Source organism: Pseudomonas parakoreensis (genome assembly GCF_021602155.1).
Lineage (GTDB): Bacteria > Pseudomonadota > Gammaproteobacteria > Pseudomonadales > Pseudomonadaceae > Aquipseudomonas > Aquipseudomonas parakoreensis.
This window is the reverse complement of sequence record NZ_BQHY01000002.1, coordinates 468,317-481,976: the sequence shown is the minus strand read 5'-3', so window position 1 is coordinate 481,976 and position 13,660 is coordinate 468,317. Positions and strand designations below refer to the sequence as shown.

At 62.3% G+C, this 13,660-nt stretch carries 11 protein-coding genes and 1 pseudogene; 8 read left to right on the top strand and 4 right to left on the bottom strand.

All coding sequences use genetic code 11. The annotated features are described in order from the left end of the window. Positions 1-4: 4 nt before the first annotated feature. The 3 genes from L6D63_RS04620 to L6D63_RS04610 all read right to left on the bottom strand — a co-directional run bounded on the left by L6D63_RS04620 (position 5) and on the right by L6D63_RS04610 (position 4,483). Positions 5-1,663 carry a phosphoethanolamine transferase gene (locus L6D63_RS04620; protein WP_131670294.1) on the bottom strand — a complete coding sequence of 553 codons (1,659 nt, stop codon included), beginning with the start codon at positions 1,661-1,663 and terminating at the stop codon, positions 5-7. Positions 1,664-1,863: 200 nt separating this feature from the next. Then, positions 1,864-2,601 (bottom strand): TorF family putative porin, encoded by a 738-nt coding sequence (locus tag L6D63_RS04615; protein ID WP_131670295.1) that lies wholly within the window; start codon positions 2,599-2,601, stop codon positions 1,864-1,866. Positions 2,602-2,740: 139 nt separating this feature from the next. Then, positions 2,741-4,483, bottom strand: coding sequence for an amidohydrolase (locus tag L6D63_RS04610; RefSeq protein ID WP_131670296.1), 1,743 nt, complete (start codon positions 4,481-4,483; stop codon positions 2,741-2,743). Positions 4,484-4,586: 103 nt separating this feature from the next. On the opposite strand from L6D63_RS04610, the gene L6D63_RS04605 reads away from it, so the two are divergent. From L6D63_RS04605 to L6D63_RS04570, 8 genes are all read left to right on the top strand, one after another. After that, positions 4,587-5,504: a LysR family transcriptional regulator gene (locus L6D63_RS04605; protein ID WP_131670297.1), complete on the top strand. Its 918-nt coding sequence runs from the start codon at positions 4,587-4,589 to the stop codon at positions 5,502-5,504. A 207-nt stretch (positions 5,505-5,711) separates the two neighbouring features. Continuing rightward, positions 5,712-6,329 carry a transcriptional repressor LexA gene (gene lexA, locus L6D63_RS04600; protein WP_131670298.1) on the top strand — a complete coding sequence of 206 codons (618 nt, stop codon included), beginning with the start codon at positions 5,712-5,714 and terminating at the stop codon, positions 6,327-6,329. After that, a complete protein-coding gene (imuA, locus tag L6D63_RS04595; protein ID WP_007968686.1) occupies positions 6,329-6,946 on the top strand; it encodes a translesion DNA synthesis-associated protein ImuA in 618 nt (205 codons plus the stop codon). Before lexA ends, imuA begins: the two co-directional genes overlap by 1 nt. A 7-nt stretch (positions 6,947-6,953) precedes the next feature. Beyond that, positions 6,954-8,369, top strand: a complete 1,416-nt coding sequence (locus L6D63_RS04590) for a Y-family DNA polymerase (protein WP_131670299.1) — start codon at positions 6,954-6,956, stop codon at positions 8,367-8,369. Next, positions 8,366-11,443 (top strand): error-prone DNA polymerase, encoded by a 3,078-nt coding sequence (locus tag L6D63_RS04585; RefSeq protein ID WP_131670300.1) that lies wholly within the window; start codon positions 8,366-8,368, stop codon positions 11,441-11,443. Before L6D63_RS04590 ends, L6D63_RS04585 begins: the two co-directional genes overlap by 4 nt. Positions 11,444-11,695: 252 nt before the next feature. Next, positions 11,696-12,382 (top strand): CsgG/HfaB family protein, encoded by a 687-nt coding sequence (locus L6D63_RS04580; protein WP_236170283.1) that lies wholly within the window; start codon positions 11,696-11,698, stop codon positions 12,380-12,382. Positions 12,383-12,411: 29 nt separating this feature from the next. Next, the gene (locus L6D63_RS04575; RefSeq protein ID WP_003225593.1) at positions 12,412-12,780 is read left to right on the top strand and encodes a DUF4810 domain-containing protein; all 369 of its coding nucleotides are present in this window, start codon (positions 12,412-12,414) and stop codon (positions 12,778-12,780) included. Next, positions 12,777-13,436 carry a DUF799 domain-containing protein gene (locus tag L6D63_RS04570; RefSeq protein WP_131670302.1) on the top strand — a complete coding sequence of 220 codons (660 nt, stop codon included), beginning with the start codon at positions 12,777-12,779 and terminating at the stop codon, positions 13,434-13,436. Before L6D63_RS04575 ends, L6D63_RS04570 begins: the two co-directional genes overlap by 4 nt. A 121-nt stretch (positions 13,437-13,557) precedes the next feature. On the opposite strand, the pseudogene L6D63_RS28735 reads toward L6D63_RS04570, so the two are convergent. Then, positions 13,558-13,656, bottom strand: a pseudogene (locus tag L6D63_RS28735) (hypothetical protein); the annotation flags it as partial. Positions 13,657-13,660 lie beyond the last annotated feature (4 nt).

The window sequence follows — 13,660 nt, the reverse complement described above, 5'->3', positions numbered from 1 at the left end:
CGGATTATTGCGCAGCCGTCATGGCTGGCCGGCATCCGCGAAACACATCCAGCCCCGGCTGATACAGCGCGGTCTTCACCTCGAACAAGCCCAGCACCGAATGGAACAGGTTGTCATGGCTCAGGTCCGGCTGCCCGGTCTTGCCTTGCAGGCAATCGCGATTAATCCCCAACTGCGCCAGCGTGTTGTTGCCAAACCACATCACCATCGGCACATGAGTCTGCGCCTCGGGCGCCAGCGCATACGGCGCCGCATGCAGGTACAGGCCGTTTTCTCCCAGGGATTCGCCGTGATCGGAGACATACACCATCGAGGTGTCCAGTGAATCCTGATTGCGTTTGAGCAACTCGACGACCTTGGCGAGGAAGTGGTCGGTGTAGAGGATGGTGTTGTCGTACACGTTCACCAGTTCATCGCGGCTGCAACTGCCCAGCTGGTTGGTGTGGCAGATCGGGGCGAAGCGCTCCATGCTTTTCGGGTAGCGCTCGTAGTATTCCGGGCCGTGGCTGCCGTCGGCGTGCAGGACGATGATCGCGTGGCCCTTGAGGCTGTCGATGTAGCCTTGCAGGTCGGCCAGCAGCGCTTCGTCCAGGCAGTTGTTGCCGTCGCAGAACGGCCCCGGCTGGTTCTTCGCGATGTCGCGGTGCGGTACGCGCAGACAGGTGCCCTTGCAGTCGCTGTTGTTGTCCAGCCACAGCACCTGCACGCCGGCCCGTTGCAGGATATCCAGCAGGCCTTCGTAGGTTTTGCCTTTCTTGTCGCTGTAATCCTCACGGGGGAACATCGAGAACATGCACGGCACCGACACCGCCGTGGACGTGCCGCAGGAATGCACCTGAGTGAAGTTGAGGATGTCCAGTTTGCTCAGCTCGGGATTGGTCTCGCGCGCATAGCCGTTCAGCGAAAAATGATCGGCGCGGGCGGTTTCGCCGACCACAAACACCATCAGCGACTTCTTCTCGCGGCTGGCGGCTTTGGCGCTCATCACCGCGTCTTCCCCGATGGCCTGCACTACAAAATGCTTTTTGATGCCCAGGCGTTGCTTGGTGTACTTGCTGATGGCGTAGATGTAATTGGTCGGGTTGATGAAATGGGTGAGCTTGTCCTCTTCACGGAAGATCGGCGCATAAGTCGAATAGAACGCGCCCACTGAGGCGCCGATCACCAGCACGCAGGCGGCGATCACCAGCAGCTTGTTGAGCACGCCGCGAAAGAACGGTCGATAACGCACCGGCCAGCGCCAGATCAGCACCGCTGGCAGCACGCCGAGCAACAGCACGTAGGCCAGCAACTTGCCGTTGAACAGCGCGGCAGCCTCGGCGGGATTGGTTTCGAATACGTTCTGGATCATCACCGTATCGATGGTGATCCCGTATTCGTTCATGAAATACGCGGCGCAGGCCGAGAGCAGGGCGACCACGGTCAGTGCCGGTTTCAGCGTCCAGCGAAACGACACCAGGGTCAGTAGCAGGGTGATCGCCGCCCACAGGAACAGCCCGAACGAGGCGAAAAACGCCAGTTTGTGCGCGCCTTGCAAGGTGATCAGATTCCCCAGCGCCTTCCAGGTCGCCAGGTTGTACAGCGTCACCAGTGCCAGGGAAAACACCAGCACCAGACGGGTGGAAGTGATGGACGGTAAACGCAGTCCTTTGCCCAAAGCCATTACAGACATTCCTCTAGCAGAATAGAAAACACGCGCGGTAACGCGCGTAACTGTAGAAGAACAATAGTAAAAAATTCGTAAACATCCTGTAACAAATAACCCCGTTCCCTGTAGGAGCTGCCGCAGGCTGCGATCTTTTGATCTTGCTTTTCAAAATCAAAAGATCGCAGCCTGCGGCAGCTCCTACACAAGGCGGGGAGTCAGAAGGATTTGCTCAGGCTGGCGACCACCGTCGCCGTGCACACATCCTTGAACCCCCAGTTGCTCAGACACTGGCTCTGCGACAGATCGGTATCGATGTAGCTCAGGCCCAATACCACGCCGGCCAGGTTGTGCGTCAGTTTGACCTCCCATTCGCGGTAGCTGTCCTCGCCATGCCCGGACGCCGAGTACAAATGCGGATCTTTGAAATCCATAGTGCCGTAACGCAGTTTCAAGCCAGAGTCGAACGGCAGTTCGGTTTCATAACCGACATAGCTGTAGAGCGAACTCTGCTTGCTGTCGATCCCCGGCGCATCGCTGGAGTAATACGCCGCCAGCTTCACTCCGTAGACGCCGAGAATCCCGTAAACCTCGCTCTGGTTGAACTGGCTTTCCTTGGGGTAGGCGTACTTGATGTAGCCCAGATCGAGGCTGACATCCTCGGTGGCCTGCCACAGCCAGCCCGCGTAGTAGTCGACTTCCTGCCGGGTTTTCAGACCACCGCCGAAATCGACGTTGGAACTCCAGGCCCCCACGTACAAACCGCTGCTGTGGGCCAGCGTCAGACCGGCCTGCACCGCCGGGTCATTCTGGGTTTGCGAGATACCGCGAGTGCGGTAGTCGCTGGCCAGCGTCAGGTCGACCAGCACGGCGAAATCGTCGTTCAAGGGAATCGCGTGGCTGCTCAGGGGCAGCAGGCTCAAGGAACTCAGGGCGAGCAAGGGCAAGGCTTTCATGTGAAGTCCCGGTGTTGTGATTATTTTTGGGCAGAAAGGGAAACCTGTAGGAGCTGCCGAAGGCTGCGATCTTTTGATCTTGATCTTGAAAAATCAAAAGATCGCAGCCTTCGGCAGCTCCTACACGGGGAACGAGTTGTTATGGGGTGGCGGTGTAGACCTGACGGCCAGCGAACCAGGTCTGCAGCACCCGGGTGTCATGCAGGGCCTTTTCGTCGACGCTGAACACGTCGCGATCGACCACGATGAAATCGGCCTGTTTGCCGGGCGTCAGTGAGCCGATCTGTTTGTCCAGGCCTATGGTCCGCGCCGCGTTGGCGGTATAGGCGTAAAACATGGTTTCGCGATCCAGACGCTCGTCGGCATTCAGCACGCCCATCGGCCCGACGCGGGTGATGGCCTGAGCCATGGCATTGAACGGATTGGGTGAGGACACCGGCCAGTCGCTGGCGCCGGCAATCGTCGCACCCTGTTTCAGCAGCGAATGCGCCGGGTATTGATAGCGGAAGGCGAGTGCGCTGACGTAAAGCTTGATCATATCGGTGGTGTAGTCGTCGGCGCTGGCCCACAGCAGTTGCATTGAAGCGATCACGTTCAGCGGCTTGAAGCGGGCGAACTCTTTTGGGTTGACCATCTGCAAGTGGGTGATCGAGTGCGTGATGCCGCTCTGCCGATCCTTGCGCGCGCGTTCGATGCCGTTCAGCGACTCACGCACCGCGCGGTCGCCAATGGCGTGAATGTGCACCAGCCAGCCGCGTTGATCGATGGCGCTGACCAGTTCGCCGAAATGCGCTGGATCGATCAGCAGCTCGCCCTGTTTGTGCGAATTGCGGTACGGATCGATCATCGCCGCGCTCTGCGCCGGGTACTCGATCACGCCGTCAGCGAAGATCTTGACCCCGGGCAGGGTCAGGTTGGGGATGCCCTGAAACTGTTGGCGCACTTTATCCAGCGTGTCGAGGTCGGCCGGCAGGCTTTTCGGGTTGGCGACCAGCAACGCTGCGACGTGCACGCTCATGTCGCCGCTTGCCGACAGCGCTTTGTAGGCCGGCAGCACGCCGACGGTTTTCTCGGTGGGTTTGAGCGCGAACACGGCCTCGCCCGGGGCGGCGTTGGCGGCGGGGTCCATCCACGCGGTGATGCCGAGGCTGTTGTTGAAGCGCACGGCGGATTTGGCTGCGCTGAGCATATCGGCCGGGCTCGGCACCGGCATTTTGGCTGCGACCCGGTCCCAGCCAGCATCGACCAGAAAACCGTTGGGTTCACCGTTCGCCAGTGTGCCGATCGTGTCTTTTTCCGCAGCGGGCAGGGTTTTGAGCAACGCCGCGTCGATGCCGGCGCGCTTGAGCATCACGTTGTTGGCCCACGCGGTGTGGTGGTCACTGCCGGTGAACACCACCGGTACGTCGGCCCATTCGCCCTGGTTGAAGGTCTTGCCCAGCGCTTCGGCCTGCGCCCAGTACGCTGAACTCATGCCGGCAATGCTCAGCACGTCGCCGTGCCTGGCCTTGCCATCGTCACGCCAGGCGCGCAGGCGTTTTTGCAATTCCTCGAGGGTGACGACTTCGTCCTCCATGTTGGCCGAGACCATTTCCAGGCCGCCGAAAATTGCGTGGGAATGGCTGTCGATCAAGCCTGGCATCAGGGTTTTGCCGCCGAGGTCGATCACCTGCGTCCCGGGTTCGATCAGCGCTTTGATCTGCGCATTGGTGCCGACTTTCAGCACCTTGCCGTTCTCCACGGCCAGCGCCTGAACCTTTGGCTGTGCACGGTCGGCGGTGAAAATCTTGCCGTTGACCAGCACCAGATCGGTGGCGGCCATGGCTTCCATCGAGGCAAAACTTATAGCGCTCACCAGCAGGCTCGGGATGAATCTTTTCATTGAAGATTTCCTTGTTATTGCGTCTGATGGCCAGATTAGTGGCTGACACTGGCCAACAGAACGCCTTCCTCACGAAAAACGTTTTTGCCTGAATGGAAAAAACATGGACAAGTTGGGTGCACTGAAAATGTTCGTGGTCACCGCGCAACTCGGCAGTTTCAGTCGCGCGGCCGAGCAACTGGGCAAGACCCCGTCGGCCCTGACCAAAGCGGTCAATCACCTGGAGGCGGAACTCGGTGCGCGACTGTTCGAGCGCAGCACGCGGCGGATCCTGCTGACCGAAATCGGCCGGGTCTACCTGGAAACCGCACGGCTGGTGTTGCAGCGGCTGGAGGAGGCCGGCGAAGAGATCGAGCAATTGCAGCACGGTCTGCGCGGCAATCTGAAAATCACCGCGCCACTGGCTTATGGGCGGGCGTTTCTTGATCAGGTGTGCGACGGTTTCTTGCAGCAATACCCGCAGATCAGCCTGCAAGTGGATCTGTGCGACGCGTTTGTCAATCTGCTGGAAAGCGGCTATGACCTGGCCTTGCGCGAGGGCCATGACGACTTGCCGGGGCTGATTGCGCGGGTGGTCGGCAGCAATCGTCTGGCCTTGTGCGGCAGCCCGGAGTATCTGGCGCGCAAGGGCTTGCCGGTGAATCCGCAAACCCTTGAGCAGCATGAATGGCTGTTGTATCAGCACCCGTTGCTCAGTCGCGAGTTCTGGTGGGCCGAGCGCGACGGCCAGCGTCTGAGCCTGTCACAGCCGACGGCGCCGCGGTTGCGCAGTGACAATTACGACCTGCTGCTGGCCAGCGCCCTGGCCGGACGCGGCTTGCTGCACACACCGCTGTGGAGCGCCGCGCCGTACATCGCCGACGGGCGTCTGGTACGGGTCATGGCTGACTACGAAATCGACCCGGACAGCTTCGGCCCGCACATTCTCGCGGTGTACCCGAGCCATCGGCGGGCCACGGCCAAGGTCGTGGCGTTCATCGATTACATTGCCGCCTTCCTCGCCGAACGCGGCCTCAACTGAAGCCCCGTTCCCCTGTAGGAGCTGCCGCAGGCTGCGATTTTTAAAAAAGATCAAAAGATCGCAGCCTTCGGCAGCTCCTACAGGTTCCCGAGTCGTCTTCTTTGTAGGCGCTGCCGAGTGAAACGAGGCTGCGATCTTTTGATTTTTGTGAATGATCAATCCAGGCCGACTGGCGGTGCTTGTCAGTAAAATCCCACAGGAGTACAAATGTACTCCATGATCAATCTTACTCCTCGCCGTACCGCCATCCTGACCTTTATCCGCGAACGCATCGCCGAACACGGTCAGTCCCCAAGCCTCGCTGAAATCAGCGAGGCTTTTGGTTTTGCCTCGCGCAGCGTGGCGCGCAAGCATGTGCTGGCGCTCACCGAAGCCGGGTTTATCGAGGTCAACCCGCACCAGGCCCGGGGCATTCGCCTGCTTGGGCAAGCGCCGCGCCCGGAGCTGCTGGATATTCCGGTGCTCGGCCGGGTCGCTGCCGGCGCACCGATCGGTGCCGATGCCGACATCCATAACCGCTTGATGCTTGATCCCGCGCTGTTCTCCCGTGCGCCCGACTACATGTTGCGGGTGCAGGGCGACTCGATGATCGAGGACGGCATTCTCGACGGTGATCTGGTGGGAGTGAAGCGCAATCCCGAGGCGCTCAACGGCCAGATCGTGGTGGCGCGACTCGACGGTGAGGTGACGATCAAACGCTTCGAACGTGTCGGCACTACAGTGCGGCTGCTACCGCGCAACCCGGCGTACCAGCCGATTGTCGTGCGCGACGATCAGGACCTGGCCATCGAAGGGGTGTTCTGCGGTCTGGTGAGGCAAGGCTGATGGGCGCCGTCGTTGCACTCGATACGCTGTTCAATGGCGGCCAGGTCTGGAAGGGCCGGCCTGCGCCGCCGGCGGCCAGCCCGCAACCCACCGGGCATGCCGCGCTCGATGCGGCGTTGCCCAGCGGCGGCTGGCCGGAAGCGGCGCTGAGCGAAATCCTCCTGGCCGGGCCCGGGGTTGGCGAGCTGCAACTGGTGTGGCCGACGCTGGCGCGGCTGTCGGCGGCGGGCGAGCGCATCGTGCTGGTGGCGCCACCGTTCGTACCGTACCCGCAGGCGTGGGCGAACGCCGGGGTCGATCTGCGTCAGTTGTCGGTAATCCAGGCCAGCGAACGCGATGCCTTGTGGGCGGCGGAACAATGCCTGCGTTCGGGCAGTTGCGGCGCGGTGCTGTGCTGGCCGCACAAGGCCGATGACCGCGCGTTGCGGCGCTTGCAGGTGGCGGCGGAAACCGGCCAGACCCTGGCGTTTGCCTGGCGCCCGCTGAGCGAGGCAATCAACCCGTCGCCGGCCGCGCTACGGATTGCCATCGATGCCAGACCGGCCCAGTTGCGCGTGCTCAAATGCCGGGGCGGACTGGCGCGCACGGCGCCGATTGCGTTTGCCGTGGGGCACTGAGGTCGTCATGCGCTGGGTGTGTATTCTGTTCCCGCAATTGGCCCTCGACGCGGTGTTGCGTCAGCGTGCCGATCCCGATGAGCCGTTGGTGCTGCTCAGTGGCCCGGCCCAGCGCCGGGTGCTGCAAGCGGTCAATCCAGCGGCGCGTCAGCTCGGGCTGCGTGCCGGCCAGTCGATGACCGCCGCACAAGCGTTGAGCAAAGGTTTTGCCACCGCCGACTACGATTTGGCCGAGGTCGAACACTGGCAGCAGTTTCTCGCCGCGTGGGCCTATCGTTTCAGCGCGCAGGTCAGCGTGCATTACCCGCGTACCGTGGTGTTCGAGATCGAATCCAGTCTGGGCCTGTTCGGTTCCTGGACGCAGTTCGAAGCGCGGCTGCGCAAGGAACTGACCGAGCTGGGTTTCCGCCATCGCATCGTCGCGGCACCGAATCCGGTGGCGGCGCGGGTGCTGGCCAACGCCTACGACGGTCTCGTCGTACCGGACGGTGAAGCCCTGCAACATCACCTCGGGCAGTTGCCCGTCGACCGCGTCGGGCTGGAGCCGCAAGTCGCCACGGCGCTGACGCGCATGGGCCTGCGCCACCTGAGCCAGCTGCAGAGCCTGCCACGTCAGGCCCTGGCCCGGCGTTTCGAAGCGTCGATGCTCAAGCATCTCGACACCCTGTTCGGTGCACGGCCGCTGGCCTTGGCGTTCTACCTGCCGCCGGATCGTTTCGATGTGCGCATCGAACTCAATTTCGATGTGCAGTCGCATCAGGCGCTGCTGTTCCCGTTACGCCGCTTGACCGCTGACCTGTCGGCGTTCCTCTGCGGACGTGACAGCGGCGTGCAGCGTTTCGACCTGCATCTGGAGCACGCCGGGCTGCCGGACACGCTGATCAAGGTCGGCCTGCTCAGCGCCGAGCGCGATCCGGCGATGCTCTTTGAACTGGCCCGCGGGCGACTGGAGCAAGTCCAGGTCGAGGCCCCGGTGCGCGGTTTTCGCCTGCGTGCCGAAGACCTGCCGAGTTTTGTGCCGCAGTTTCAGGAACTGTTCGATGACCGTCCGCAACAGACCTTGCCCTGGGAACAGTTGCGCGAACGCCTGCGCGCACGGCTCGGCGATGACGCGGTGCAGGGTTTGCGCTTTCAGGCCGACCATCGCCCCGAATGTGCGTGGCAGAACGCTGTCGACAAACAGCGTTGCAGCGATTTGCCGAGCGTGCAGCGTCCGGGCTGGTTGCTCGGCGAACCGCAAAGCGTGCCCGAAGGTTCGGCGCGAATCCTCATGGGGCCGGAGCGCATCGAATCCGGCTGGTGGGACGGTGACGACGTGCGCCGCGATTACTACCTGATCCAGAACCGCGCCGGTCAGCAGGGCTGGGCCTATCGGGCAGTGGGCGAGGGCGGCCCGTTGTGGCTGCAGGGCTGGTTTGCATGAGCGATGGTTATGCCGAGCTGCATTGCCTGTCGAACTTCAGTTTCCAGCGCGGTGCCTCCAGTGCCCTTGAGCTGTTTCAGCGGGCGAAAAAACACGGTTATCAGGCGCTGGCCATCACCGACGAGTGCACGCTGGCCGGGATCGTCCGCGCCTGGCAAGCGGCGAAATCGGTAGAGCTGCCGCTGATCATCGGCAGCGAAATACGCATCGACAACGGCCCGAAACTGCTACTACTGGTGGAAAATCTTGCGGGCTATCAGGCCTTGTGCGGCTTGATCACTCAGGCCCGGCGGCGTACGCAGAAGGGCCAGTATCAGGTGCTGCGCGAGGATTTCAGCGAGCCGCTGCCGGGATTGTTTATCGTGTGGGTGCCGGACAGCGTCGATGACGTGCAAGAGGGGTGCTGGCTGAAACAGACTTTCGGCGCGCGCCTGTATCTGGCGGTGCAGTTGCATCGCGGTCAGGACGATCAGCGCCGGCTGGCGGCGCTGCGGAGTCTGGCCGAGCAGCTGCAGATTGCCGCCGTGGCCAGCGGTGATGTGCACATGCACGCCCGTGGCCGGCGCGCCCTGCAGGACACCATGACCGCGATCCGCCATCACGTCCCGGTGGCCGAGGCCGGGTTGCGCCTGCATCCCAACGGCGAGCGCCATCTGCGCAGCCTCGAGGTGTTGCGCGAGCTGTATCCGCAAGCGTTGCTCGACGCCTCGGTGCAACTGGCGCGGCGCTGCACCTTCGATCTTGGCGAGTTGCGCTATGAGTATCCGAGAGAGCTGGTGCCAGAGGGACACACCGGTAGTTCCTGGTTGCGGCAACTGACCGAAGAAGGCATTGCCTGGCGCTGGCCGCAAGGACCACAGGCCAAAGTGCTCAAGCAAATTGATGACGAGCTGAAACTGATCGCCGAACTCGGCTACGAAAGCTACTTCCTCACCGTGCACGACGTGGTGCGCTTTGCCCGCGGGCAAAGGATTCTCTGTCAGGGCCGCGGCTCGGCGGCCAACTCGGCAGTGTGTTTTGCCTTGGGCATCACCGAGATCGACCCGGATCGCACCACGCTGCTGTTCGAACGCTTCATGTCCAAGGAGCGCAACGAGCCGCCGGACATTGATGTGGATTTCGAGCACGAACGCCGCGAAGAAGTCCTGCAATACGTGTTTCGCCGATATGGTCGCCAGCGGGCAGCGCTGACGGCGGTGGTCAGTACTTACCACGCCGCCGGTGCGGTGCGCGATGTAGCCAAGGCCTTGGGCTTGCCGCCGGATCAGATCAATGCGCTGGCCGATTGCTGCGGTCACTGGAGCGATGAAACACCGCCGCTGGCACGCTTGCTCGAAGGCGGCTTCGATCCCGACAGCCCGGTACTGCGCCGGGTGCTGAGCCTGACCGGGCAACTGATCGGCTTCCCCCGGCACCTGTCGCAGCACCCCGGCGGTTTCGTGATTTCCGAACAGCCACTGGACACCCTGGTGCCGGTGGAAAACGCGGCCATGGCCGAGCGCACGATCATTCAGTGGGACAAGGACGACCTCGACGCGGTCGGGCTGCTCAAGGTCGATATCCTCGCCCTCGGCATGCTCAGTGCGATCCGTCGCTGCTTCGACTTGCTGCGTCGGCATCGGCATCTGGATCTGAGCCTGGCGACGATTCCCGCAGAAGACAAACCGACCTACGAGATGATCAGCCGCGCCGACACCATCGGCGTGTTCCAGATCGAATCGCGGGCGCAGATGTCGATGCTGCCGCGCCTGAAGCCGACGAAGTTCTACGACCTGGTGATTGAGGTCGCCATCGTCCGCCCGGGGCCGATTCAGGGCGGGATGGTTCATCCGTACCTGCGTCGCCGGAACAAGGAAGAGCCGGAAACCTATCCCTCACCGGAACTGGAAGTGGTGCTCAAGCGCACCCTCGGCGTGCCGCTGTTTCAGGAACAGGTGATGCAGATCGCCATCGTCGCCGCCGACTACAGCCCCGGTGAGGCCGATCAGTTACGTCGCTCGATGGCCGCGTGGAAACGCCACGGCGGGCTGGAGCCGCACAAGGAGCGTCTGGCTGCCGGGATGAAGAAAAACGGCTACAGCCCGGAGTTCGCCGCGCAGATCTTCGAGCAGATCAAGGGGTTCGGCAGTTACGGGTTTCCCGAATCCCACGCTGCCAGTTTCGCCTTGCTGACCTACGCCAGTTGCTGGCTCAAGTGCCACGAACCGGCAGCCTTCGCCTGTGCGCTGATCAATAGCTGGCCGATGGGTTTCTACAGCCCGGATCAGATCCTTCAGGACGCGCGCCGCCATCAATTGCAGATCCGTCCGGTGGACGTGCGTGCCAGCGACTGGGATTGCAGCCTGGAACCGATCAGCGGCGCGCAACCGGCGATCCGCATGGGCCTGCGGATGATCAAGGGCTTTCGCGAGGACGATGCGCGGCGCATTGAGGCGGCGCGGGCGCGGGGAGCGTTTGCCGATGTCGCCGACCTGGGCGAACGGGCCGCGCTCGACAGTCGGGCCCAGGCGTTGCTCGCCGATGCCGGGGCGTTGCGCGGGATGGCCGGGCATCGGCATCGCGCGCGCTGGGAAGTGGCCGGGGTGCAGAAACAGCTGGGTCTGTTTGCCGGCTTGCCGAGCCAGGAAGAGCCCGATGTGCTGCTGCCCAAACCGAGTGTCGGCGAGGACTTGCAGGCCGATTACGCGACGCTTGGCACCACCCTGGGGCCGCATCCGTTGGCGTTGCTGCGTGGCGAACTCAAGGCCCGGCGTTGCCGCAGTTCACAGGAGTTGCTGGACGTGGAACACGGCCGGCCAGTGAGCATCGCCGGGCTGGTCACCGGGCGTCAGCGACCGGGCACCGCCAGCGGCGTAACCTTCGTCACCCTCGAAGACGAATTCGGCAACGTCAACGTGGTGGTCTGGCGCGATCTGGCCGAGCGTCAGCGTCAGGTGCTGGTCGGCTCGCAACTGCTCAAGGTTGACGGCCGCTGGGAGCGTGAGGGCGAAGTGCGGCACCTGATCGCCGGGCGGCTGAGCGATCTGAGTCCGCTGCTCGACGGCATCCGCGTACAGAGCCGCGACTTCCATTAACACCGATCCCCTGTAGGAGCTGCCGCAGGCTGCGATCTTTTGATCTTGTTTTTAAAAAGCCAAGTCAAAAGATCGCAGCCTTCGGCAGCTCCTACAGGGGGGATTTGTGGTGTTCAGATCAGCCAATTCATTGGCGTCAAAAAAATCTGTCGCGAATGATGGCACTTTGTCATAATGCCGCCCCTTTTCCTGCTCCCCACCGCTTTGCCGTGCCGGGACACACCGTTTTTTCAGAAGGAATGCACAGTGAGAATGATCTCCCGGATGTTGGTCTCAGGCGTTGCGATTGCCGTGCTCGGCACCCTTGCCAGCTCCCTTGCCAGCTGCGCCACCGAAAGCTCCCGCGCACTGCCGGTGGCCAAGGTCGAGAGCGCCACGCAAGTCTGGACCGGCGCTCGCGTACCGATGGCGGTGGGCAAGTTCGATAACCGCTCCAGCTACATGCGCGGGATCTTCTCCGACGGTGTCGATCGTCTCGGCGGCCAGGCCAAGACCATCCTGATCACTCACCTGCAGCAGACCAACCGTTTCTCGGTACTGGACCGCGACAACATGGGCGAGATCCAGCAGGAAGCCGCGATCAAGGGCCAGGCCCAGCGCCTCAAGGGCGCCGATTACGTGGTCACCGGTGACGTCACCGAGTTCGGCCGCAAGGAAACCGGCGACCACCAACTGTTCGGCATTCTCGGCCGGGGCAAGACTCAGGTCGCTTACGCCAAGGTCAACCTGAACATCGTCAACATCAGCACCTCCGAAGTGGTGTATTCGACGCAGGGCGCCGGCGAGTACGCCTTGTCCAACCGCGAAATCATCGGTTTTGGCGGTACCGCCGCGTACGACTCCACCCTCAACGGCAAAGTCCTTGATCTGGCCATGCGCGAGGCGATCAATCGTCTGGTCGATGGCATGAACGCCGGTGCCTGGAAACCGGCTAACTGATCGTTATTCATTGCAAGGAGCAACACCCCATGAATCTGACTTTGTCGCGGTCGCTGCTGGCCCTGACGCTGGCCGCCAGCGCCTTGCTGGCCGGTTGCAGCAGCCCGAAAACCCTGTACCAGTGGGAAGACTATCAACCGCAGGTCTACGAATACTTCAAAGGCGAAGAACCGAAGGAAGCCCAGGCCGAAGTGCTGGAGCGCGATCTGCAAAAGATCCGTTCCACCGGCAAGGCCGTGCCGCCGGGCTATCACGCGCACCTGGGCCTGCTGTACCTGAGCATGGGCAAGGACGATCAGATGGTGCAGCAGTTCCGCACCGAAAAAGCGCTGTTTCCCGAGTCCGGCCCGTACATGGATTTTCTGCTTAAAAACGCCAAGACCGGAGACGCCAAATGATCTCGCGCACCCTGAAACTGCTGGCCGCCGGTTTGGCCCTGACCGTGCTCGGTGGCTGCGTCGCGCCGAAAACCGTGGATTACTCGGCGTACAAGCAGGCACGGCCGAAGACCATTCTGGTGCTGCCGCCGCTGAACACCTCGCCCGACGTGAAGGCGTCGTACAGCCTGCTGTCGCAGGTGACATTCCCACTCGCTGAAGCCGGTTACTACGTACTGCCGATCACGCTGGTGGACGAAACCTTCCGCCAGAACGGTCTGACCACACCGGATGACATCCATCAGGCTCCGGCGAACAAACTGAAGGAAATCTTCGGCGCCGACGCTGCGTTGTACATCACCGTGACCGAATACGGTACGCGTTACATGGTCATCAGCAGCGAAACCGCGGTGACCGCCACCGCCAAACTGGTGGACCTGAAATCCGGCACCACGCTGTGGACCGGTTCGGCGCGGGCGTCGAGCGAAGAGGGCGGCAACAACAGCGGTGGCGGTCTGATTGGCATGCTGATCACGGCGGCGGTGAAACAGGTGATCAACAGTTCGACCGACGCCGGTTACCCGATTGCCGGCGTGGCGAGCAATCGTCTGTTGTCGGCCGGTCAGCACGCCGGTCTGTTGTACGGTCCGCGTTCGCCCAAGTACGGTACTGACTGAAGATCAAAAGATCGCAGTCTGCGGCAGCTCCTGCAGGGAAACGCATCCCAAATGCAGGAGCTGCCGCAGGCTGCGATCTTTTTGCATCATGACGGCCTCCCGCTCACTTGCCCCCTCCTGACTTGCGATTCATCCCCTGCATCTCGCCACCAAAGGCGATATCCTGCGCCACACTTATCGAAGCAAACAGCGCAAAACTCTGGAACACCGTGTTTGCCTGAGGC